Here is a 23,042-nt window from a genome sequence, read left to right on the forward strand (position 1 = left end):
ATGCCCCAGCGCCTATGATACTGTGCCTTAAGGCACGGGAAAGTCGGTCGCCGCCAGGTCTTCCAGTCTCCCCAAACAACCGCGGGGTGGAGCAGCCCGGTAGCTCGTCAGGCTCATAACCTGAAGGCCGCAGGTTCAAATCCTGCCCCCGCAACCATGAATTCCGTTTAAAAACAAACGCTTAGGCCGCCTTACGAGCGGCCTTTTGCGTTTCTATACCCACAACTGGAATCATATAGGAATCAATCGGGGGAGAAAAACCGCGTAGTTCCGGGACGCAGAAGGCACGCCGCCAGAGGGCCGGGAAGGGTAAGAATCGGGCCAGGCCACACAGTGCAGAGCCGATCCGCCAACCTTCTCCTTGCCTTCCAATCCGTCCTCACGTAGCTACCAAATAAGAATGGTTCTTAATGTGGTGAAATGCTGAACGGTTGAAGGAGTCGGATATCCTTTGCCAGCCTGTTCGCGGAGTGAGAGATCGACGCCAGTGTCGCATGCAGAGACGATCGAGGTGGCCTATCAGAACAGCCGGTCTGAACTGCTGAAATACGCCACGGCCATTACAGGCGACCGTCAGCAGGCGGAAGACATCCTTCAGGACGCATGGCTTCGCTGTACAGCGGCTGCGGTTTCAGAACAGATTAGGGAGCCAATCCGTTTTCTGTTCCGGGTCGTTCGGAACCTTGCCCTCGATTACCGACGGCGGCGCACATACGAAAAACGCTATATCAATGTCGAGGTCGATGATCGCATCATTGATGCCGCACGGGCGTTTGAGGCTTCCCCTGAAGATGCGGCGATCAGCACGCAGGAAATCCGTATGCTGATGACAGCCCTCTCAGAACTGGATCACCGCACACGCATGGCGGTGGAAATGCATCGGTTCGAGAATGCGAAGCTGCGCGAGATAGCTGAAACGCTCGGCGTGTCTCTGACCATGGCGCATAACCTCGTAGCGGAAGGTCTGCGGCATTGCAGAAACCATCTACGTCGCGCTGATTGATGATAAACGTGAAAATCTGGTCTGGTCATTCGCCTTCTAGGGGAGGGACGAAAGCGGAAGGCATGCTGTCTGACGTAGCCGCGCCTGACAACGAAGGAATAGCGGGCGGATGACGGCTGCATCGGATCATCATCGTGAGCAGGCGGACGAAGAGGCCATCAATTGGGTGATCCTGCTGCGGGAGGAACCTGACGCGCCCGATGTGCAGAAGGAGTTTAGCCAGTGGCTGGCGGCTTCATCTCATAATCAGGAGGCGTGGAAAGAGATTACCCGGACCTACCAGGGGCTGGGTCAAGTCGCGCCTACAACTCTTTCGGCAACAAGCAAAACTTCCGCATCCACTAGACTTCCGCGCATCGCTCTGAATGACGATCGTAAACAGGTATTTTCCACGAAGCGACGTTTTGTTGCTGGTGTCATGGCTCTCGCGGCCTGTGTCGTATTGGCTCCTGTCATCTACACACGGCTAACGGCGGACGCCATGACGGGAACGGGAGAAACACGTTCTCTTACCTTGGCGGACGGTAGTCATGTGTCCATGGGGCCCGACACAGCCCTGCGTGTGGAGTTCGGGCCGACAGGGCGAGAAGTCACGCTCCTGAAAGGGGATGCATGGTTTCAGGTCGTGCATGATGCCAGTCGCCCGTTCCGTGTGAGCATTGGAAAAGAAACGCGGGTTACGGATATTGGAACAGCGTTCGAGGTCCGGGCGCTATCGTCCTCAGTGCAGGTGCAAGTGGCGGAAGGACGTGTCGAACTGTCCAGACAGGGGCGTGAGCCATTGTTTCTGGGGGCAGGAGACGGGGCAGTCGTTCGCCCTGCCAATGTCGAACATTACGACGTGCCCGTTGCAGACGTAGCATCATGGCGGGATGGGCAGCTTGTTGTGCATGATCGTCCCATCCGGGAAGTGGTCGATGTGATCAGACAGTATTATCGCGGGTTCATCGTCGTGCGGAATGGTGTGGGAGATCAACGCGTGACGGGGGTCTTTGACCTTCATGATCCTACGGCCGCACTGGCTGCCGTAGCGCATGCTCACGAGGCGATTGTGACCCGCATTACCCCTTGGGTTACGGTGCTTTCACGAGACTGAGTAGTCGCAGACGAACTTTTTTCGTCGTTCATGCATTTTTTTGCGAAATCCTGCATCCACCGTGCGTCGGTTCCAACAGAAGACAATGCAACAGCCTCGCATTTGCAGCGAGACCTAAAGTTGGAAAAGAGCAGGACAGTGGACACAGCGACAGGGACGCAGCGGGCGATCAGCCAGACAATAAATTCTGCGTTTTCGATGGTTTTATTGCTTAGTAGTGGTCTGTGCGTGGTTTATGAGGTGACACCACGATATGCATGGGCAGAAATTGTTGCCGGTGTGAAAACCTACCATATTCCGGCTCAGTCGCTTTCGGTCGCACTGACGACATTTGGGCAGCAAGCGCATATGCAGGTAAGTGTGGATCCCAAGATACTTAGTGGGCGTCAGTCTGCTGCACTTAATGGAAGTTTTTCAGAACAGGACGCTTTGACCCGACTATTGGCAGGTTCTGGAGTTACGGGACGTGTGGTGGGGAAGGTAGTTAGCGTTAGTCCTGCTTCATCTAATATTACGCTTGGTCCTGTACGCGTCAAAGGTACATTTGACGCGCACGAGGCGGCTATCGGTCCAGGTAACGGGTATGTCGCTATCTATACTCAATCAGGAACAAAGACGGATACACCGTTATGGGAAATCCCAAATTCTATTCATGTTGTGACAAAGCAACAAATTTCCGACCAGCAGCCACAAAATATAGAGGAAGCTTTACGGTATATGCCAGGTGTATACGGTAACGTGGGCGGTACTTCTGAGGCCGGAGGACTGACGCAAAATGTAAGTGGTGCAGATACGACTGGCTCTATTCTTATGCGCGGATTTGCATCAAGTCAGTTTGTCGATGGAATTATGTCTAATTCAATGTCAGCAGGCGAAACTGCATTTGTTGAGCGAGTTGAGGCTATTAATGGTCCAGCCTCGGTAATGTATGGACAAGTAGGCGCTGGCGGTCTCATAGCAACGCGGTTAAAGCAACCAACAGACACACCTATACATAACGTCTCCGTGGGATTTGGAAATTGGGGACGATATGAGGCTACATTTGACGTTGCAGATAATATTAACAAATCTGGAACTCTACAGTACAGAATCGCAGGAATTGGTGTAACTCAGGGAACGCAAACGGATTATGTGAATTATAAAAGGGTTGGAGTGCTTCCGTCCATTAAATGGAAAATAGACGAAAAAACTTCTTTAACTCTTCTCGGGAGTTATATGTATACACCAGAAGCGGGAACTTACTGGGCGGGCTATCCGTTTGTTGGAACGGGGACTCCGCTCAATGGAAAATATATTCCAAGGTCAAGTAATATTGGGAACCCAAAATCGTCAAGTCCAGCTCGAGATGCTGCATTCGAGTATGAGTTTTCGCATAAATTTAATGACAACTGGGAATTTCACCAGAATTTTCGTTATGAAAATTCAACTCAAACGTTTAACCAAACTTATGGCGATGGAGAGGACGTCACTAACGAGACGTGGGATAATAGTGCATGGTATAATAGAGCTAAAAATATGACCATTGGTCTCGATAGTCGTGTAATAGGAAAAATTACAACTGGTCCATTGCGGCACCTTCTTGTCGCGGGGATAGATTTCAGGGACCGTAAATATAATACTAATTATGCTTACGATTTTTCCTCCTATCCTATAAGTATTTTTTCTCCATCATGGAATTTTCCTCAGCCAAATTATAGCCTAACTGGACCCGACGATATATGGAGTTCGATATCAAGAGGAAGTTTTTTTCAAGAAGGTGTTTATTTCCAAGATCAAATTAAGTTTCATCGCCTCTCGGTATTATTGGGCGGTAGACAAGACTGGGTAAACGAACACAATACTTTTTATAGTGGATATCATTATCCAGAAAGTGACGATTTTCAGCCAATGACAAAGGGGCAGGGGGGGGGTGAAAGTCCCTCTCATTTCACATGGCGGGCCGGTTTGACTTATAATTTCGATTTTGGACTGACGCCCTATTTTAGCTATGCAACATCTTTTGTCCCTCAACCGTCGGTTACGAATTACGCGGGTCAACAAGTTGCTCCTCTCACGGGCAAACAATTTGAAGCAGGATTAAAATATCTCATTCCACATACGGATGTTTTCCTGACGGCTGCGGCTTATCATATTGAAGAAAATCATTATGCAGCATCGGATAATGAGCATGAAGGTTATGAGCGAGATTGGGGAAAAGTAGTCTCGAAAGGGGTGGAACTGTCCGCAAATGCGAATATCGCAAAAAATATTCATCTCACCGCATCATATAGTTTCAATGATACACGTTTTGCGAGTAATGGAGTTCTCGCTGAAAAAATAGACGTATACGGTAACTCGGAAGGTTATGTTTCTGTAAAAGGAAAAAATATCGGTCAGGCCCCTCAAAATATGGCAAATTTGTTTATTGATTATACTCCTCCGGTAAAAGCTCTAAAAGGATTCGGCTTCAATTTTGGTATCCGCTATGTTGGTTTTACGTACGCAGACAGCGCAAATTCTATAAAAGTTCCAGATTTTACGTTGTTTGACCTTGGAACCCATTATGATTTTGCAAATCTTATGCCCAGTTTAAAAGGTTTACGAGCACAACTATCTATTTCTAATCTGACTGACAAACGTTATTTAGCATCATGCAGTTTGGGATCAGCTCCGCAATGCCAATATGGTCAGGCTCGTCGTTTCTATGGGAACCTTTCGTATAGTTGGTGAAACTTCTTCACGAAAATATGGAAATTTCATGGAATTTTCTGCAGGAAGGTCCTGTTCGATATTCGATGGTTCCAAATCTAGGTACGAGAACTGAATGTAATCAATAACGTGGGGCCGCCTGACGGGTGCGGCATGTTTTGCCGCGTCCGGTCGGTAGCTCCTCAGCCAAGAGGACCGCCCCCATGCCATCCGACATCTGGCATTCCGAGGCCGATCTGGTCATCCTCAGAACCCTCCCGGCCTCCGCTCTTGCCGGGGCCTTCATGCGCCGCTGGCCCCGCTACATCAGCGATTATCGCGACATTCTGCTGCGCGCTGGAGCCAGCGCCAATCCCTCGCTCCTGTGGGCGGCGTTCCGGGACCGATGGAGGTTACGTTTTTGTCCATGATCCTGACATCCCCATAACCCGAAAACCAGTGATCTGGCGCAGGGAAGACACAACACGGATCATCAGCCTGACGGATGCCCCTCGGGGTTTTGCCGATCTCTGCTCGCTGGATTTCGAGGCGATGGGCCATGTTCTGTTTGACGTGCCCCCTTTTTTGTATCCACTCAAAAGGAGAGTTCCCGTTTTTTATGGCTTTGGGCTGATGGGATGACAAGTGTCTCGGGGGCATGCCCCCGAGACACTTGTCTGGCGACCTGATCCGGTGTCCTGCCACCCAGCTGGGAATGGGGGCGCGCCGTATTGTAGTCTTCTCGCCAGTCAGCCAGAATCTGTCGGGCATGGCTGAGAGACGTGAACAGCGTCTCGTTGAGGCATTCATCCCTCAAGCGGCCGTTGAAACTTTCGACAAAGCCGTTCTGTTGCGGTTTCCCGGGGGCGATATAGTGCCATTCAACCTTCATCTCATCGGCCCATTTCAGGATGGCATGGGATGTGAACTCCGTACCGTTGTCGCTGACAATCATGAGGGGTTTGCCATATCGTTCCACCAGGGCCGTCAGTTCCCGCGCCACACGTCCACCTGATAATGACGTGTCGGCAACCAATGCCAGGTTCCTGCGACTGAAATCGTCGATAACAGCCAGAATGCGGAACCGGCGGCCACAGATCAGGGCATCCGAGACAAAATCCAGGCTCCAACGCTGCCCGGGTTCCTGAGGGATGGTCATGGGAGAACGCGTCCCCAGTGCCCTCTTGCGGCCACCCCGATGGCGGACTTTCAGCCCTTCCTCCTGGTAAGGGCGGAACAGCTTCTTGTGATTGGGGCTGAATCCTTCCCGCGCCAGAAGATAACCCAGGCGGCGATAGCCAAAGCGGCGTCGTTGGTCCGCCAGTTCCCGTAGGCGCTGGCGCAGGGCAGCATCGTCCGCTCCGGTAGAAACATACCGCGCGACACGCCTGGCAACACCAACAAGCGCACAGGCTTGGCGTTCACTCAGGGCCAGAGCTTCCTGAATGTGTCGGACCGCCTGCCGTGTCGCGACAGGCGTTACCACTTTTTTCTAACAATTTCCTTCAGTGCCGCATTATCCAGCATGGCATCCGCCAGAAGACGTTTCAGGCGGCTGTTTTCATCTTCCAGCGCCTTCAGCCGTTTGGCCTCGGATACCTCAAGGCCACCATAACGGGTCTTCCATTTGTAGAAGGTCGCGTCACTGATCCCGTGCTTACGGCAAAGATCAGAGACCTTCAGCCCGGATTCCTGTTCCTTCAGGATCCCTATGATCTGCTCTTCCGTAAAACGACAGCGCTTCATCCGTCCGTATCCTTCTCGATCGGACTCTACTTTTAAATGGTTACATTTCCGGGGGGCACGTCACTCGTCCCGCCCCCGCTCAGCTTTCGGCGTATGGGCTGCATCAAACTCACGCGTCTGCTTCTGTCCTGCGCCCATCGGTTCGTCAGGAGGCCCGCCAGCCAATGTGTCTTCATCCTCGGGAGGCATCTGGTCTGGCACGGGCCTGCCACTCCAGTCATCCTCGTCCGGAGCGCTTGATGAGGGTCGAGGCGCAGGTGGCGGCAGGATGCGTTCCTGCAGACGCGGATCGGCATAATAGCGCGCCTTGCGTGCCCGCACCGGCGGCGTGCCAGCCGCCATGACCACCTCTTCGTCTGGCGGCAACTGCATGATCTCGCCGGGCGTCAGCAGAGGCCGGGCACTCTCCTGCCGGGACACCATCAGATGGCCCAGCCAAGGCGACAGGCGATGACCGGCATAGTTCTTCTGCGCCCGGACCTCGGTGGCTGTTCCAAGAGCATCGGACACACGTCTGGCTGTCCGTTCATCGTTGGTCGCGAAACAGACCCGGACATGGCAGTTGTCGAGAATGGAATTGTTCTGCCCGTAAGCTTTCTCGATCTGGTTCAGGCTCTGGGCGATCAGGAAAGCCTTGATGCCGTAGCCTGCCATGAAAGCCAGGGCACTTTCGAAGAAGTCGAGACGCCCGAGTGCCGGAAACTCATCCAGCATGAGCAGAAGGCGATGATTTTTCTTCTGGTGCTGCAGGTCTTCCGTCAGGCGGCGACCGATCTGGTTAAGCACAAGGCGGATCAGCGGCTTGGTCCGGCTGATATCCGACGGTGGCACGCTGAGATAGAGCGTCGTTGGGCGGCCGCCACGCACGATATCGGTGATCCGCCACGTGCAGCGTGACGTCACTCTGGCCACGACCGGATCACGATACAGGCCGAGGAACGACATGGCGGTGGACAGCACACCTGACCGCTCATTAGGCGATTTGTTGAGCAGTTCGCGGGCGGCCGAGGCCACAACGGGATGTGGCCCTGCCTCCCCCAGGTGCTTCGTCCGCATCATTGCGCGCAATGTCGTCTCGATCGGGCGCTTCGGATCGGAAAGCAGGTTGGCCACGCCACTGAGGGTCTTGTCCTTTTCCGCATACAGAACATGCAGGATGGCGCCGACCAGGAGGGAATGGCTGGTCTTTTCCCAGTGGCTACGACGTTCCAGCGAACCCTCGGGATCGACCAGCACGTCAGCCACGTTCTGGGCATCCCGCACCTCCCACTCACCCCGGCGGATTTCCAGCAAGGGGTTATAGGCATCCGAGCGGGGATTGGTGGGGTCAAACAGAAGAACACGGCTGAATGTTCCCCGGAAGCCTGCGGTCTCCTGCCAGTTCTCCCCCTTGATGTCATGCACGATGGCCGAACCCGGCCAGGTCAAGAGTGTCGGAATGACGAGACCCACACCCTTGCCCGAGCGTGTGGGCGCAAAACACAGAACGTGCTCCGGGCCGTTATGCCGGAGATAGATCTTGCGGTGGCAGCCCAGCACAACCCCGTCGGGATCGAGTAATCCGGATTTCTGCAGGTCTTCGGCGCTCGCCCATCGCGCGCTACCATAGGTAGCGGCCCGTCTGGCCTCTCGCGCCCGGCGCACCGACATGGCGACGGCCACGAGAAATGCCAGCACGCCACCCGAACCAGCGATCCAGCCACCCTGCGCAAACACGTGCGGCGCATAGGCGTCGAATTCATACCACCACCAGAAAACAAGCGGCGGAGCATAGACCGGCCAGCGATGGAACAAGGTGAACCATGGCTGGCCGAGTTCGGGCTGAAAGGCCAGTTGCCAGGCCACCCACTCGGTCGCCACCCACCAGAACAGGACAACCAGCGCCAGCACGACGCAAAGTTGCCCCCACAGGATACGCGCACCTGACATTGCCGTTTTCTCCTCTTTCTCAATCGAGGAAAGCCGACGGTAACATGCAAATGCCAGCGCCAGAGAGCCGCCTACGCTTGCGGGCGCGTCCGGGCGTAAAATTATCGCCGCCCTCGTGGGATCTGGATCTCAATGGCGGTTCGACCAGCTTGCGCAGGGACATCATCCTCCCTGAAACGAAGGCACGAGCCCTGCACTGTTAATATCCGTAACGGCGTTGTGAATCCGCGAAGCCTGGCGCCCCTCACTTTCTGCTTAAAATTCAGGCGTTAGGTGCATCTAGGTTGTTATGACAATCGAGATCCGCCATTTGCGGTCCGCGCTCGCGGCCGCCGAGCACGGCAGCCTCCGCAAGGCGGCGGCTGCATCGGGCATACGTGCCGCCCTTCTTTCCAAGGACATTCGCCTGCTGGAAGACGTGATTGGCTGCACGCTCTTTATCCGCACCCCTGCTGGCGTACGGCCAACATCTCATGGGATTGATTTCCTGCATGTGGCCCGGCAGATCGTCCATGACGTGGATATGCTGGCGAACAGTCCCGGCTCAGGCCCCAAAAAGACAGCCCGCCGCCTGACGATCGGTTACTATACCTCCGTCTCGACCGGAAACCTCCGGGCAACGCTGGGGGAGTTCCAGCGTAGGCACCCGACCATTCCATGGAAGTTTGTGGGCGGCAGCCGTGCGTCATTGTTGCAGAAGGTCGAGACCGGACAGGTCGATATCGCGATTGTCACTGCCGGCGGCCTGGAATGGCGGGATGCACTGCTCAGGCTCTGGTCGGAACGCTGCGTGGCTGCGCTGCGGACCGATCATAAGCTCGCAGCGCTTCCCGTTCTGGAATGGAGCCTTCTACGCCATGAGCGTTTTCTGATCAGCACGCAGGATCCCGGACCGGAGATTGCCGACATCATCCGCCACCATCTCTCGGTTGATGTGCGCGCCCCCAACCTCGTAACACACGATACGGAGACGCAGTTTCTCAAACCTTTCGTGGCGGAGAATGGCAGCGTGATGATCGATTATGAAAGCGCGACGGGGGACGGCCTGAGCAACATTGTCTACCGGCAGGTACTCAACGGCCGCCAGCCTGTCGAACTGCGTTTTGTCGCCTGCTGGCGGGCAGACAATCCCAACCCATCTCTGGCCCGTTTTCTTCAGCTACTCCGGGAACGCTATCCAGACATAGCCTGACAAAGATGCGTGCGTCAGGGATGCCAAAGCTATCCGGGAATAACGACTATCCAATACGTGCAAGCACATCTCACGAGTGTTGCATAGATCACTCTCGCATTTTGCACTGTGCCTTATCACGACTTTGGCATGGCTTGCCCCACGGAAATTGCAGTGAGGCTGCCCCTCGACTTTGACATGGAGACGAGAGGCAAAGTACTGAAACTAATAGGCAAAAGGTGCTGTAGTTCGGGGTGGGGAAATTTTACCAACTGTAAGTCAGGTTTCCATAAAGTCGTCGAGCCTGCCCCGTATAGCAAAAACCTGTGCCACAACTGGGGACGTAATATTTGTTTGTGAGGTTCGATATCGCGAGTTGGGCCCTTAAGCCTTTTAAGGCAGGGGTTGCTTGGCCAAAATCATAATGCGCCCCAATATCGAACAGAATATACGAGGGTACTTTAAATGACTCAACGTTCGTAGCGTATGAATATCCTACGTATCGCATACCCCAGTTTATGCCGAGGCCCTTTGCGAAGGTCGAAGGAATGGTGTAGTCTGCAAAAACTGAAAACATATTGCGTGGTATCTGGGGCACTACTTTCCCCTCTTCAGAAATGGCATTCCCGTAAGTCGCTCCAGTCAAGGCATCGGTTCGTTTTGCCGTTGTGCTAGTATTAGCTAATCGTATGTCAGTATAGGTATAGGACGCGACTAACCTTAGTGATTTCGTAATATTAGCATTTGCTGCAACCTCAAACCCCTGAGATCGTACCCGTCCTGCGTCAGTGCTAAACCCGGAGTGTTCAAGATCAGTGATGAGATAGTGGTTTTCATCAATATGAAAGGCCGCAGCTGTCAACAGAATATCTTTGTGCGGAAATTTGTATTTCAATCCTGCTTCAAGCTGCTTGCCGGTTAGAGGAGAAAATGCCTGACCTAAATAATTTGTTGACCCTGCCTGAGGAACGAACGAAGTTGAATAGCTAAAATATGGTGAAAGACCAAAATTTGTATTGTATATTAAACCCGCTCTCCACGTAAAAGCATGTTGCGGTTGTAACTGATCTGTTTGTTTTTTGTACGTTACGATATGGTTTTCGTTATCATTGTTCACTGAATATCTATCTCTATCGTAATTCACCCAATCTTCTCGTCCGCCAAGCAAAATGGAAAGGTTTTTCCATTTTAGCTGATCTTGAAAATAGACGCCCTCCTGAAAATAATTATACGGACCCACGCTCCCATAAACTACACAAGATGGAGAATGAATATCCATACATACTTCTGGATTTAATGTCGGCCTGTATGTATTTTGAACATAATCGCTCGTATAATCATATAGCGCGTTTTGTGTGTATTTTAACTGTCTGAAATCTGATCCGATGACCCATGTATGTCGGACAGGGCCTGTCGAGAACTTGCCGTGGATACGAGAATCCAATCCTACAGTTTGAGAACGTCCTTGAACCGTCCACGGGGTTAACTCTGTGTAGGAATTTGAATAACCGCCGGCAGTATAACCACTACTATAGGTGTCTCTGGTCAGACTTTTAGAGTCTTCATATCGAAAAACTTGTGAAAAATAAATGAAGTCATTGAATTTATGATTGAACATAAATTCAAACATTGCCTCTTTTGATCCTTGCTGGTTCCAGCTTTTATATCCACCAAATGTATTTCGCGGTATGCGAGGACAATTATCATTTTGTATTAATGTGCCGCAGGCAGGATACTGAATATAATTTGTTCCCCGGTTCGGGGTATACATGTACATCCCCAACAATGTTAGGGACGTCTTATGATCTATATCCCACGTGACAGATGGAAGAACGCCGACACGTTGGTAGTCTATATGATCAACCTGAGTGCCTGAGGTCACCCCTATGGCGGCAATGCGATATCGGAGATTACCACTTTTGGTGATTTTATCGCTGATATCGGCCGTGGCTTCATAGCGACCCCAACTGCCAAACCCAACCGATACTTGATGAAACGGAGTGTCTGTTGGCTTTTTAAGGCTAATTCCAATCATGCCACCAGGATTAGTTTGCCCGTACATTACAGAAGATGGGCCGTTTACCGCCTCAATTCTTTCAATAAAAGCAGTTTCTCCAGAACTGGCACTATTGAGTTGAAGGCCATCTACAAATGACCGTGTTGCGAATCCCCTCTGCATTATCCCGCTGTTCGTTCCGGCAATGCCGCTTCCATCTTGATTGTTTCCGTACATGTCCGCATAGACGCCAGGTGTGTATCGTAATGCCTCTGCGACGTTTTGTGGCTGCTGATCTTGCACCAGTTGCTTTGTTACCACATAAATCGAATTGGGAATTTCGGTAATGGGGGTGTCGGTCTTGGTGCCCGACATTGTCGTCGTCGCCACATACCCCACGCCTGGTCCAGTTGGATCTTGATGCGTTACGGTTCCTCCCACGCGCACCGGACCGAGGGTTATATTGGTAGCCTTCGATGCAGGAACAATCTGAAAAGCACGCTCCCCGAGCGGCTGATATGACAAGCCACTTCCTTGCAGAAGGCGCACTAGCGCTTCGCTGGACGTAAACTGCCCGCGTAGCCCAGTGGTCGTGTGACCCGCCAATGTCGGTGCCTGGGATGTCACCTGAATGTGGGATTGGGCACTGAACGACACCAGCGCACTGGACAGCGACCCAGCGGGAATGTTGAAGCTGAACTTCGGCTGGGTCTGTGCCGTTTCTGCCCGCGCGCCTGTCGGGACAAAGGATGTCAGCGCGGTGGTGGTGGCGAGCATCAGGACCGATGCGGCAATCGGTCTCCTCAGAAATCCTGACGAATGCATGGGCGCGGCTCTTCCTGTCATCTCAGTTTTTAATGCAATTCATTTGCATTCAATGGGCATGGTAAGTGAGATGCACGGGAGGGCCGTTTTTTCGGAAAAAATTTCAGATTTTTTTATTTTTTTTGCGTGATGCACGTTATCGTGCTGTTTTATAATGGTTTTTTATTTCCTGATGTTTCCATTTTTTCTGACGTCTGCCCCAGCACCCCGGCACACGCTCCCAGCCAGAGCTATCCTCCCGCAGCGGAGATTTGCTGGCGATCAGAAGCGCATCACGCCCCTGCCGTATCTGCGGGTCTAAATGGATATCTGTGAGAGCGCCTTACGAGCGACGAAAAGCCTGATCGCCAGACGGCCTCAGCGCCCCGTCACGAGTGCGAACCAGGGCGTTACGGACATGACCTTCGCACCATAGGGATGCACGATCAGTTGCAGCGACGTTTCCGGATGATGCAGGTCGTAGGAGCCGCTGACCTTACGTGCTGCCAGCGTGTCATGCGCGACGATGATCCGCGTGCTGGTCCAGGGCTGGAGCGCTGCCACCATGTCAGCGATGGTATTGTCCTGTGCCACCAGCATGCCGTCACGCCAGAGCCCGATGGTCTCGGGTGCCTGCGTGTCGGATATGACCTGAGTACCTCTGACATCGACACGATCCCCGGCATGAAGGTCGCGCTCCAGGCCGATATCTCCCTTTGCGGACACATGCACGGCCCCTTCCCGCACGGCCACGGAGGTTTCGTCGCCGTCCGTCCGGGCATCGAACATCGTGCCGATATCCGTCGTCGTCACCGGTCCGGCAATTACGGTAAACGGCCGACTGGCATCATGATGCACCACGAAATACGCTTCGCCGCGCAGCAGATTGACCCGACGCTCATGAGCCGTCATGTGCACGGCAAGCGCGGAACGCGGCGCCAGAATGATATCACTGCCGTCAGCCAGATGAATGTCCTGCGTCGCGCCTGCCTGCGTGTAATGGTCCGCCCGCAGGCGCAGGGACAGGTCGGGCACGAACATGAAGGCAGCCAGACAGGCGGCCATGGCCACACCTGCAAATGCGGCGATCTTTGCCTTTCGTCGGCCATTACGATCGTTCGCCGGAATACCCCGGAACCTTCTGCGGGTGCTGCTCCGCCTTTTACGCTCCGGTGGGGCTAAATCGAGCACGCCCAGCGTCTCGTTGATTTCCGCCCAGGCCTGCCGGTGCAACGGGCTTTTCTGGAGCCATGCCTCGAACTGTCGGCGCAGTTCGGGATCGTCCGGCTCCTCACGAAGATAGATATGCCAGCCTGCGGCTGCCTCATCGGGACTGCGGGACTCAGTCATGCCGCGCCTCTCCTGTCCCGGAATCGGAGAGACAAGCTGGGAGGAACGCAGCAGGCAGGATCGCAATGTCATACCGATAAGATGCGCGGCATCCCCGGTTTTTCAGAAAATAATTCAAATCCACCGAGGCCTACTGCCCTTCCTTGCGTATCCGGTTGCAGATTGCCAGCCCTTCGGTGATCAGGCCATGCACCATCGGAATGGACACACCCAGCACGGCAGCGACTTCCCGCAATTTCATCCCTTCAAAATGATACATGCGAATGGCCTCCGCCTGTCGCTCGGGCATGGCATCCAGCGCATCCATCACACGCATCATCGTTTCACGGGCCGCTACGGTTTCTTCGGGTGATGCCGCATCGTCGGGGACGGTCGCTGTGACGACGTCAAAATCCGCCTCGCTCATCCGTTCGATTTTTGTACGGCGGGCACGGGTCATCAGAAGGTTGCGAACGATGGTCCGCAGGTAACTACCGGGCGAGGCAATCGTGCTCGCGGACTGCCGTGCAAAAAGCACCCACGCATCCTGCACGATGTCTTCCGCCAGCACACTGTCGCCCGACAGTTGGCGTGCGTAGGACAGAAGGCCGGGACGATGAGCCTCGTAAAGCTCAAGAGACGGATGTTTGGACTTCAAGACAGGTGGTTCCCGATGCCATCACGACGCCAGCATTCAGAAATTAAGAAGGATTCGCAATTGTGATGGCACATGGCCCGGCTTTCCGCAAGATTTTGCAGCAGACCGCCGGTTTCGCCGTGGTTCAGCGATGACCGATGAACGGGATACCTGCGCTCGAAGAAAGGCTGTTTTCTGCGGGTAAGACGCAAGTCCCTCGAAAACCGCATATCACGTGTCTGTCATTCATCGCTCTTTTTTCTGAAAAACCGGCATCGCCAAGCATCCATACTCCCAGCAGGGGTTCGCCCCGTTTTCATTCCGGACGCCGTCGTCGACTGCGTGTTCCGGGCACGCAGGGAGAGTTCATATGCAGCACGGTTGCCCGCCTTTCCGCCATACAGTTGCGATTCAGTGTTATTCTTATTCCCTCAAGAGTAGCAGACCAGCGGTATCCGTCGGCGCGTTTGTGCCATGACGACCCGAACGCTCCGCCGCTGGTTCATGGTCCATAAATGGACGAGCCTGGTCTGCACGCTGTTCCTGCTGATCGTGTGCGTGACCGGTCTGCCGCTGCTGTTTTCAGAGCAGATCTGGGACACGTTCGTCGGCGACGATGACCCGCCGTATGAAGTTCTCCCGCCCGGAACGCCCAACGCCAGTCTGGATGTCATCGTGGAAAAAGCGCGAGCGCTCTATCCGGGCCAGATCATCACCAATGTGAATCCGGACGACGATGAGCCGGCCGTGCTGGTTTCGATGGCCCCAAGCTGGCAGGCGCTGAAGGACGACGACAAATACCCTGACCGCAATTCCAGTCATTGGATCAAGTTCGATGCCCGCACGGCCAAAGTGCTGGAGCAGTCGCGACCCGAGACAGAACCCAAGCCGCCCGGCACATGGACGGGCTTGGTCATGGGCATTTGCCGCCGCCTGCATGTCAGTCTGTTCGCGTATCTGCCCGGTCGGCTGTTTCTCGGCCTCATGGGGGGCGTCTTTGTCGTCTCCCTGATCTCCGGCACGGTTCTGTATGGCCGCTTCATGAAGCGGCTGCCGTTCGGCTCGGTCCGACGGGATCGTGCTGCGCGCCTGACATGGCTGGACCTGCACAACCTGTTGGGTGCGGCTACGCTGGTCTGGGCGACTGTCGTGGGCTTTACCGGACTGGTCAACGAACTCCAGACGCCGCTGTTCGGCCTGTGGCGTGTGACCGATGTGCGGCAGATCCTGAAACCTTATGCCAACCTGCCTGTGCCGTCGCAGGATCATCTGTCCTCCGTGCAGGCCGCGTTCGACACGGCGGCCAGGGCAGCCCCCGGTAATGAGGTGACCGGCCTGTCCTTCCCTGGTGCCTCCTTCGGCAGTCCGGTGCATTACGTGCTGTGGACCCGAGGCGCGACACCGTTGCAGGCACGGCTGTTCACGCCGGTTCTGGTCGATGCCCGCACGGGAGAACTGACCGGGGCGTATCCCATGCCCTGGTATCTACGCTTCCTCGAAATCTCCCGCCCGCTGCATTTCGGTGATTATGGCGGTATGCCGCTGCGTATCCTGTGGGCGCTGCTGGATGTGGTGGTGATCGGCGTGCTGGTCAGCGGTCTGGTGCTGTGGGCCGGCAAACGGAAGATCACCACCGATGCCCGGCTGCGGGCGCTGGGTTACGATCTGGATGAAACTGACAGTATCGTACCTGCTGGTTTCGCATCCGCGCCTGTGGAGGGCGACCGATGAACGCCGTCTCTCCCGAAAAACCCATGCCATTTCCTCCTGTTTCGGCAGCACGTCCGCCCGTTGCTGTCTGGCCGTGGCCGATTGCGCTGGGCGTGCTCACCGCCTTTGGCCTGCTGTCCGCCCTGCTGGGCCAGCACGGTATCTGGCTGGCCCTGTCCTGGGCGGCCCTTTCCATTCCCCTCATCGTGACGCTCGCCTGCCTGATCCGGGCCTGGCGCCGTACGCCGTCTGTCAAAGGAGGTCAGTCATGACCCCGATCTCGTTCTCCCCGTGGAATATGTTCCTTAATGCCGGTCCCGTCGTCCGCTGCGTCATGATCTTGCTGGCCGCGGCTTCGCTGCTGACCTGGACCATCTTCATCGCGAAGTCGGTCGAACTGCTGCGCGTGCGCCTCAAGCTCCGGAAAGCCGAGCAGACGCTGGAGCAGGCCAATACGCTGGACCTCGGCGAGGAAGGCACCCGGCAAAACGGCATCGCCCACACGCTGGTCATGGCCGCCGAGACGGAACGCGCGCGGTCGCAGGACATTCCCGATGACAGCGAGGGCCTGAAGGAGCGCATCGTCCTGCATCTCGAACGGCTTGAGGCCGCCGAAGGCCGCAGGCTCCTGCGCGGCACCGGCGTGCTGGCGACCATTGGCGCGACCTCGCCCTTCATCGGTCTGTTCGGCACGGTCTGGGGCATCATGACCTCGTTCACCGGCATCGCGGCGAGCAAGGCCACCAGCCTCGCCGTTGTCGCCCCCGGCATTGCCGAGGCCCTTCTGGCGACAGCCCTTGGTCTGGTGGCGGCCATCCCGGCGGTGGTGATCTACAACCATCTCGCCCGCCAGACCGCCTCGTGCCGCGCACAGGTGGCGGACCTCACTGCGCTGGTCATGCGACTGGTCTCGCGTGATCTGGGGCGCATGCAGGCCCTGACCGCCAGCGGACAGGTGGTGCGGCTTGGCGCATCGCGCGACAGCCGCTCGGTGGCCGGGGAGTAAGCGGCATGATCCGCATCCGTCATACTGATGAGAACCCGCATGAGGCGAGCGAGATCAACGTCACGCCGTTCATCGACGTGATGCTGGTGCTGCTGGTGATCTTCATGGTCACCGCCCCGCTGACCACGGTGAACGTGCCGGTGGACCTCCCGTCCTCGACCGAGAAACCGACGCCGCGCCCGGATGATCCCGTGTTTCTCACCGTCAAGGCCGATCATGGTCTGGCGCTGGGTGAGGATGACATCAGCACCGATGCGCTTCCCGGCGCGCTGGAAAGTGCGACAAAAGGCAACAAGGACGAACGCATCTTCCTCCGCGCCGACAAGACCGTGGATTACGGCACGCTGATGGGCGTGATGGATAAGCTGCGGTCTGCCGGATACCTCAAGGTCGCGCTGGTCAACCTGCAGGGACAGGAAGAAGGCAGTGAAGCAGGCTCAACGCCTGTGCCGTCGACGTCCGGAGCAACACCGTGAGCGGCACGGCTGACATGGCGGGTACGGCACAGCCTGCTGGCGTGACGCCGGATACGGCTCCGCCGTCCTTCGCCGACTGGCAGAGGGGGCAGGTCCGTCTCGCCCGGCGTGAGGACGCACTGCGCTGGGGCCTGTCCTTCCTTGCCGTGCTGGCGGTCAGTGGTGGAGCGGTCTGGTGGATCATGCGCCTGCCGCCGCCGGTCATGGCCGTGCCCGAACCGCCGCCGGCTGCGATCGCCATCGACATGGCCCCGGAACCAGTCTCGACGCCCACACCGCCGACGGATGCGCCAATCGGACCGAAACAGACCCAGTCCATTCCCGATCCTGCGCCGGTCGAACCGCCAAAGATCACCGCGCCACCATCGCCCGCGCCCAATCCACCGGTCCCGGTGCCCAAACCGGAAAAACCGCGCAAGATCGTCAAAAAGAGCAAGCCGGTCCCGCAGCTGAAAAAGCCGATCCCGGACAAGACGCCCCCCGCCGAGGCCACGACCGCGCCGCCATCCTCGGAAGCGCCGCCCGCGCCCACACAGGCAGCACCGGCGCCGGGTGCGTCGTCGTCAAAGGCTTCGCACGACCCGGTGACATGGCAGGGCGCGCTGCTAGCGCAGCTTGAGAAGTTCAAGCGCTATCCGTCCGACGCCATGGCCGATCATCAGGAAGGTGTGCCGACCGTGACGTTCTCCATGGACCGGAAGGGCCATGTGCTTTCGGTGACACTCGCCAGCTCTTCCGGCCATGCGCTGCTGGATCAGGAAGCCATCGCCCTGCCCAGACGCGCGCAGCCGCTGCCGGTCCCGCCGGACAGCGTCGAGGGGGATCCCATCACCCTGACGGTTCCCGTCGAATTCTACATCCATGCCGGTGGAAACTGAGGTTTTCGCCGTTTCCTCATCTCTGATCGTGACAGGATCAAACCCATGCTCGCCTTCTCCGAACATCGCCGCTCTTCGCCGTCCCTGAATGAAATCCGCCCCGGCATGGGAGCCAGCCGCAGCGCCGTGCGCAGGCTGGAAGAACGGAGCGAGGAGGTGGGCATCAAGATGACCGATCTGCGGCGCATCCTGTTCCACGGTCTCCTGGAAGCCGGACCACGCGCGACGGCAGTGGAGATATGGAAAACGCTGTGCCGGATCATGGAGCATGGGCGTGCCCCTTCACAGGGTTCGATCCAGCGTAACCTGAATCTCTTTGTGGAGCGGGGCATCCTGCGCCGTGACGTCACACCTGACCGACTGTGGCGCTACAGCGTGGCTCCTGAACGCAAGACGGCTCTCGCGATTACCTTCGTGGAAGCAGGCACAGGTCGGAAGATCGCCTGCAACGCGCCTGAAGTCGCGACCCTGCTGCGCCGCGTGGCGGCCGAACATGGTCTGACGGTGCAGGGGGCGGCCATCACGGTCACGTCGTCAGTCAGCGCGACATGACGACAGGAGAGGGGCGAAATATTTTTTCGCCTTTCCTTTGAAAAAACGCTCGCGTCGATCGTCTTATAGAGTGAGCCCTCCCGCAGGGACGGGACATCTTCCTTGAAATTCATCGCCTGGTTTGTCCGTCGCCCGGTGGCGACCCTCCTGCTGCTGCTTTCCGCCGTGCTGTCCGGACTGATGGCGCTGCCCCATCTTCCGGTCTCGGACCTGCCCGATGTCGACCTGCCGGTAATCTCGGTCTCCGCCTCCAATGCCGGTGGCTCGCCCGAGGTCATGGCCCGCACGGTGGCCGCCCCGCTGGAACGCCATCTCGGCAATATTGCGGGTGTGACGCAGATGCAGTCCACCTCGACGCGGAGTGAGACCTCCATCTCTCTTGGGTTTGAACTGGGGCGTGATCTCAACGGCGCCGCGCGTGACGTGGAAGCGGCGATCCGGGCCGCGCGACGTGACCTGCCGACTACGCCGGGATCGGACCCGCAATATCGCCGAGCCAACCCCAATGCGACGCCGGTGCTGATCCTGGCGGTGACACCGGGAATGCAGTCCATGTCGCGCCTCTATGATCTGGTGAACACGACACTGCGGCCCATGCTGTTGCAGGTGCAGGGCGTGGGGGACGTCACCCTTATGGGGAGTTCGGCCCCCGCCGTGCGGGTGGAGATGAACCCGCTGCTGTTCTTCAAATACGGGATCGGGTTTGAAGATCTGCGTGCCGCCCTGGCGTCGGCCAATGCGCATACGCCAAAGGGCGTGATCGACACGGGCGACCGGCGCTGGCAGCTTGCCGTCAACGATCAGGCCGAACATGCTGATGCCTACCGGGATCTGGTCATCGCCTACAAAAGCGGACGCCCCATCCGGCTGCGTGATGTGGCCACCGTGACCGACAGTATGCAGGACGTGAACGCCGCCGCGTTCTTTGACGGCAAACCGGCCCTGACCCTGATGGTGCGCGCTCAACCGGGAGCCAATCTGGTCGGCATCGTCGATGCGGTGAAGGCCCGCCTCCCGCAGCTGCGGACACTGATGCCACCCGGTGCGGATATCGCCGTGGCGCGGGATGGCTCGGCGGTGATCCGTTCCTCGCTCCATCATACGCTGGTCACGCTGCTGGCCGCCTGCGTGCTGGCGCTGGTCGTGGTCTGGGTATTCCTGCGCTCATGGACCGCGTCCATCGCAGCCGCGATCATCGTGCCGTGCTGCCTGATCGCCAGTCTCGGGCCGATGCATCTGGCGGGGTTCGGGCTCGACAATCTTTCGCTCATGGCGCTGACGGTGGTGACGGGGCTGGTGGTGGATGACGCCATTGTGGTGATCGAGAACATCATCCGCATGCGTGAACAGGGGCTGTCCGTTGACGAGGCCGCCATTGCCGGGGCCAGCGAGGTGGCGTTCACGCTGCTGTCCATCACCGTCTCGGTGCTGGCGGTGTTCCTGCCGATCTGGCTGGCCTCGGGCCTGACGGGACGGCTGTTCCGGGAGTTTGCCGGGACGGTGGGGATCACTGTCACGGTGTCGCTGGTCCTGTCCTGCGTGGTGACGCCGTGCCTGACGGCGCTGTGCATGCGCTTTGCCGAAAACAGAACCGCCGTGCATCCAGAAGTGGATGCCACAGATTTTCTGGATCATGAAAAACACAGTGGCAGCCTGTATCGTCGCACGTTGGAAGTCTGCCTGACCCATCCCGGCAAGACGGCACTGCTGCTGCCGCTGACCCTGCTGGTAGGTGTTGTGCTGTTCACCCGTATGCCCAAGGTCGTGTTCCCGCGTCAGGATATCGGCATCGTCTCGGGCGGATCGCGTGGCAGTGGCAGTTCACTGGCCCAGACTAAGGAGCGGCTGGAGCGGTTCAGCAGGATGCTGCTGGAAGACCCGGCCGTCAGCCATGTCATCGCCTATCTCGATACCGGCGAAGGCTCCAGTCATGGCATGGTGTTCGCCACGCTAAGGGATCTATCCACCGGACGCGCTTCGGGATCAGAGGTGGCGGCGCGTGTGGTGGCCCGGATGGGGAAAGACATTCACGCCGAATACCACGCCCAGGCGCCCGGCAACATCATGATGCGGGTGGGCTCGAACAGCAGCGGGGTCAGTTACATCCTGCGCAGCGAGGATGACCGACTGCTCGGACCGGCGACACGCAGGCTGGCCAAAGCCCTGCGCCACCACCCGGAATTCGCGGATGTGGACCCGGACGTCGATCCGCCCGGACAGGGCATCACGCTGGCGATCGACCGCGATACCGCCGCCCGCGTTGGCGTGACGCCACAGGTGATCGGCAACACCCTGTCCGATGCGCTGGGCCAGACCACGGCCTCGGTCGTCTACACCACGCACGGGCAGTACAATGTGGTGCTGACCGTGGAACACCGCTTCCAGCGCGATCCCGAAATCCTCAAGCAGTTCTGGGTCAGCCCGTCCGGCGGCTCCGCCTCGGGCAGTTCGGCGTCCAACACCATCCGGGTGGTGACATCGGCTGTAGCCAGCACCACAACCTCGACCGGTGCGACGGCGTTTCGGAACCAGATCGCCAATTCGCTGGCGAGCGGAGCCAACACTTCCACGGGTTCGGCCGTGGCGACCGGGGCGGAAACGCTGGTGCCACTGTCAGTCGTAGCCCGGATCACCCCCAGTCTCGACCCGGTGGCTGTGACCCATATCGGTTACGCCAGTTCCGCCTCGCTGGCGCTGGAACTTGCGCCCGGCGTCAGCCTGTCACAGGCGCAGGCGATCATCGATCAGGAGTGGCGGAGCCTGCATCTGCCGGAAACCATCACCGGCGAGTTGCAGAGTGACGAAGGGGACGTCGGCAAAAGCACCTATGACAGCGAGATTCTGATTATCGGCGCTGTGCTGGCCGTCTATCTGACACTGGGCATGCTGTATGAAAGCGTGTGGCACCCGCTCACCATTCTCTCCACCATCCCCTCGGCCGGGATCGGGGCAGTGATGGCGTTGGACCTGTTCGGCCTGCCGTTCTCGGGCATGGCGGTGATCGCCATGCTGCTGCTGACCGGCATCTCGCTCAAGAACGCCATCCTGCTGGTGGATTTTGCCATCCATGCCGAGCGCGAACGCGGCATGACGCCACGGGACGCCATCCGGGAGGCCTGTCTGCTGCGCCTGCGGCCGATCGTCATGACCACCTTTGCCGCAGCCCTCGGTGCGCTGCCACTGGTGCTGATGGGCGGCTACGGCATGGAACTGCGCCAGCCGCTGGGGATCGCGCTGATCGGTGGCCTGCTGGTCAGTCAGGCCCAGACCATGTTCACCACGCCAGCGCTCTATCTGCTGGTGGCACGGTGTGCCGATCACCTGCAGCGCCTGAAACTGCGATGGGGCCGGACAGGTCAAACCTGAGCGTCCGCTCCCGTAAACAGGTGGCGTCAGATTTCCAGCCCCTGATCCCGCCGTCTCCCGAACGACCAGTCGACACCGCCATCATCACGGGCGATCCCCGAGACTTCCCTGCCCCGCTGTTTTTCCAGCGAAGGCGTCCACGGCACCAGCTGAAAGCCAAGTCCGTTATCAATCATTGCCATCCGACCGGATGCCATTACGAAACGCTGGCGATAGATCCCTGATACATACTCGCCAGCACCGGACGGCTGATGGACATGATGCGTGCGTCCGTCCACGCCATCGATTACGGCATAGGCGTTCCCTTTCAACTCATCATCCAGACCGCGCGCCACCAGACGCCCGATCACGGGCTCAGTCAGTTCCTCCCCGGCCAGAACCCATGACGCCGAGGCCCGTTCGATCCCCTGCTCACTCAGACCGCGATGGATGCGTTTGATGATGTCATTGCGCTGGCCCATCTCGCGCAAGGTGACCTCCGCCGTCTCATCCAGCCGCCATTGTCCGGCACAGACCTCATGGGCGAGGCCCATGCGCTCCAGACGCCGCAGTGAATTGCCCCGGGTTTTGTGGAGACAGCAAGACCCGTGAGGTAAGAGACAGTGATGAGTAACAAATTGAAGCGTTTTCCGCCTGAATTTCGTGAACGTGCAGCCCGCATGGTTCTGGAGGAAGA

General features: G+C 57.4%; 17 protein-coding genes, 1 tRNA gene and 1 pseudogene. 13 read left to right on the top strand and 6 right to left on the bottom strand.

Going from position 1 to position 23,042, the window contains the following annotated elements:
* Positions 1-80: 80 nt before the first annotated feature.
* From ACBR42_RS15345 to ACBR42_RS15365, 5 genes are all read left to right on the top strand, one after another.
* Positions 81-157: transfer RNA gene (locus ACBR42_RS15345), tRNA-Met, on the top strand.
* 330 nt (positions 158-487) lie between these two features.
* Positions 488-1,003: a sigma-70 family RNA polymerase sigma factor gene (locus tag ACBR42_RS15350; protein WP_062274617.1), complete on the top strand. Its 516-nt coding sequence runs from the start codon at positions 488-490 to the stop codon at positions 1,001-1,003.
* 109 nt (positions 1,004-1,112) lie between these two features.
* On the top strand, positions 1,113-2,099 hold the full coding sequence (locus ACBR42_RS15355; RefSeq protein ID WP_371208580.1) for a FecR domain-containing protein: 987 nt from the start codon (positions 1,113-1,115) through the stop codon (positions 2,097-2,099).
* Between the two features lie 138 nt (positions 2,100-2,237).
* The gene (locus ACBR42_RS15360) at positions 2,238-4,808 is read left to right on the top strand and encodes a TonB-dependent siderophore receptor (protein WP_371208581.1); all 2,571 of its coding nucleotides are present in this window, start codon (positions 2,238-2,240) and stop codon (positions 4,806-4,808) included.
* Positions 4,809-4,990: 182 nt separating this feature from the next.
* Positions 4,991-5,197, top strand: a complete 207-nt coding sequence (locus ACBR42_RS15365) for a transcriptional regulator domain-containing protein (protein ID WP_371208582.1) — start codon at positions 4,991-4,993, stop codon at positions 5,195-5,197.
* A 164-nt stretch (positions 5,198-5,361) separates the two neighbouring features.
* Here the strand turns inward: ACBR42_RS15365 and ACBR42_RS15370 are convergent.
* Positions 5,362-6,512, bottom strand: a protein-coding gene (locus tag ACBR42_RS15370; RefSeq protein WP_371208583.1) for an IS3 family transposase whose coding sequence is annotated in 2 segments (ribosomal slippage) — positions 5,362-6,260 and positions 6,260-6,512 — 1,152 coding nt in all. Because the reading frame shifts where the segments join, the coding sequence is not laid out codon by codon here.
* Between the two features lie 60 nt (positions 6,513-6,572).
* Entirely contained in the window at positions 6,573-8,441 is a 1,869-nt protein-coding gene (locus ACBR42_RS15375) for a conjugal transfer protein TraG (protein WP_371208584.1), read from the bottom strand.
* Between the two features lie 289 nt (positions 8,442-8,730).
* On the opposite strand from ACBR42_RS15375, the gene ACBR42_RS15380 reads away from it, so the two are divergent.
* A complete protein-coding gene (locus ACBR42_RS15380) occupies positions 8,731-9,633 on the top strand; it encodes a LysR substrate-binding domain-containing protein (RefSeq protein ID WP_371208585.1) in 903 nt (300 codons plus the stop codon).
* Positions 9,634-9,877: 244 nt separating this feature from the next.
* Here the strand turns inward: ACBR42_RS15380 and ACBR42_RS15385 are convergent, their stop codons facing one another.
* The 3 genes from ACBR42_RS15385 to ACBR42_RS15395 form a co-directional block, all read right to left on the bottom strand.
* On the bottom strand, positions 9,878-12,454 hold the full coding sequence (locus tag ACBR42_RS15385) for a TonB-dependent siderophore receptor (protein ID WP_371208586.1): 2,577 nt from the start codon (positions 12,452-12,454) through the stop codon (positions 9,878-9,880).
* 336 nt (positions 12,455-12,790) lie between these two features.
* Complete coding sequence (locus tag ACBR42_RS15390) at positions 12,791-13,762, bottom strand: FecR domain-containing protein (protein ID WP_371208587.1); 972 nt, start codon at positions 13,760-13,762, stop codon at positions 12,791-12,793.
* A 130-nt stretch (positions 13,763-13,892) separates the two neighbouring features.
* Positions 13,893-14,399 (bottom strand): RNA polymerase sigma factor, encoded by a 507-nt coding sequence (locus ACBR42_RS15395; RefSeq protein WP_132305888.1) that lies wholly within the window; start codon positions 14,397-14,399, stop codon positions 13,893-13,895.
* Between the two features lie 453 nt (positions 14,400-14,852).
* On the opposite strand from ACBR42_RS15395, the gene ACBR42_RS15400 reads away from it, so the two are divergent.
* The 7 genes from ACBR42_RS15400 (at position 14,853) to ACBR42_RS15430 (ending at position 22,366) form a co-directional block, all read left to right on the top strand.
* Entirely contained in the window at positions 14,853-16,109 is a 1,257-nt protein-coding gene (locus ACBR42_RS15400) for a PepSY-associated TM helix domain-containing protein (RefSeq protein ID WP_371208588.1), read from the top strand.
* A complete protein-coding gene (locus ACBR42_RS15405; protein ID WP_371208589.1) occupies positions 16,106-16,360 on the top strand; it encodes a hypothetical protein in 255 nt (84 codons plus the stop codon). Before ACBR42_RS15400 ends, ACBR42_RS15405 begins: the two co-directional genes overlap by 4 nt.
* Positions 16,357-17,094, top strand: a complete 738-nt coding sequence (exbB, locus tag ACBR42_RS15410; protein ID WP_371208590.1) for a tonB-system energizer ExbB — start codon at positions 16,357-16,359, stop codon at positions 17,092-17,094. Before ACBR42_RS15405 ends, exbB begins: the two co-directional genes overlap by 4 nt.
* A gap of 5 nt (positions 17,095-17,099) precedes the next feature.
* Positions 17,100-17,570 (top strand): TonB system transport protein ExbD, encoded by a 471-nt coding sequence (gene exbD / locus ACBR42_RS15415; RefSeq protein ID WP_371208591.1) that lies wholly within the window; start codon positions 17,100-17,102, stop codon positions 17,568-17,570.
* The gene (locus ACBR42_RS15420; RefSeq protein WP_371208592.1) at positions 17,567-18,448 is read left to right on the top strand and encodes an energy transducer TonB; all 882 of its coding nucleotides are present in this window, start codon (positions 17,567-17,569) and stop codon (positions 18,446-18,448) included. Before exbD ends, ACBR42_RS15420 begins: the two co-directional genes overlap by 4 nt.
* A 45-nt stretch (positions 18,449-18,493) precedes the next feature.
* A complete protein-coding gene (locus ACBR42_RS15425) occupies positions 18,494-19,000 on the top strand; it encodes a Fur family transcriptional regulator (RefSeq protein WP_371208593.1) in 507 nt (168 codons plus the stop codon).
* A 102-nt stretch (positions 19,001-19,102) separates the two neighbouring features.
* Complete coding sequence (locus ACBR42_RS15430) at positions 19,103-22,366, top strand: efflux RND transporter permease subunit (protein WP_371208594.1); 3,264 nt, start codon at positions 19,103-19,105, stop codon at positions 22,364-22,366.
* 26 nt (positions 22,367-22,392) lie between these two features.
* Here the strand turns inward: ACBR42_RS15430 and ACBR42_RS15435 are convergent.
* Positions 22,393-22,917 (bottom strand): annotated as a pseudogene (locus tag ACBR42_RS15435) (DUF3363 domain-containing protein); the annotation flags it as partial.
* Positions 22,918-23,042: the final 125 nt, after the last annotated feature.

The sequence above is a fragment of the Komagataeibacter sp. SM21 genome (assembly GCF_041402665.1).
GTDB classification, from domain to species: Bacteria; Pseudomonadota; Alphaproteobacteria; order Acetobacterales; family Acetobacteraceae; genus Komagataeibacter; species Komagataeibacter saccharivorans.

Bases quoted from the DNA above. Each gene is read 5' to 3' on its own strand.
- ACBR42_RS15355 (WP_371208580.1), top strand. From the start codon at position 1,113: ATGACGGCTGCATCGGATCATCATCGTGAGCAGGCGGACGAAGAGGCC.
- ACBR42_RS15365 (WP_371208582.1), top strand. From the start codon at position 4,991: ATGCCATCCGACATCTGGCATTCCGAGGCCGATCTGGTCATCCTCAGA.
- ACBR42_RS15375 (WP_371208584.1), bottom strand. From the start codon at position 8,441: ATGTCAGGTGCGCGTATCCTGTGGGGGCAACTTTGCGTCGTGCTGGCG.
- ACBR42_RS15380 (WP_371208585.1), top strand. From the start codon at position 8,731: ATGACAATCGAGATCCGCCATTTGCGGTCCGCGCTCGCGGCCGCCGAG.
- ACBR42_RS15385 (WP_371208586.1), bottom strand. From the start codon at position 12,454: ATGACAGGAAGAGCCGCGCCCATGCATTCGTCAGGATTTCTGAGGAGA.
- ACBR42_RS15390 (WP_371208587.1), bottom strand. From the start codon at position 13,762: ATGACTGAGTCCCGCAGTCCCGATGAGGCAGCCGCAGGCTGGCATATC.
- ACBR42_RS15400 (WP_371208588.1), top strand. From the start codon at position 14,853: ATGACGACCCGAACGCTCCGCCGCTGGTTCATGGTCCATAAATGGACG.
- ACBR42_RS15405 (WP_371208589.1), top strand. From the start codon at position 16,106: ATGAACGCCGTCTCTCCCGAAAAACCCATGCCATTTCCTCCTGTTTCG.
- exbB (WP_371208590.1), top strand. From the start codon at position 16,357: ATGACCCCGATCTCGTTCTCCCCGTGGAATATGTTCCTTAATGCCGGT.
- exbD (WP_371208591.1), top strand. From the start codon at position 17,100: ATGATCCGCATCCGTCATACTGATGAGAACCCGCATGAGGCGAGCGAG.
- ACBR42_RS15425 (WP_371208593.1), top strand. From the start codon at position 18,494: ATGCTCGCCTTCTCCGAACATCGCCGCTCTTCGCCGTCCCTGAATGAA.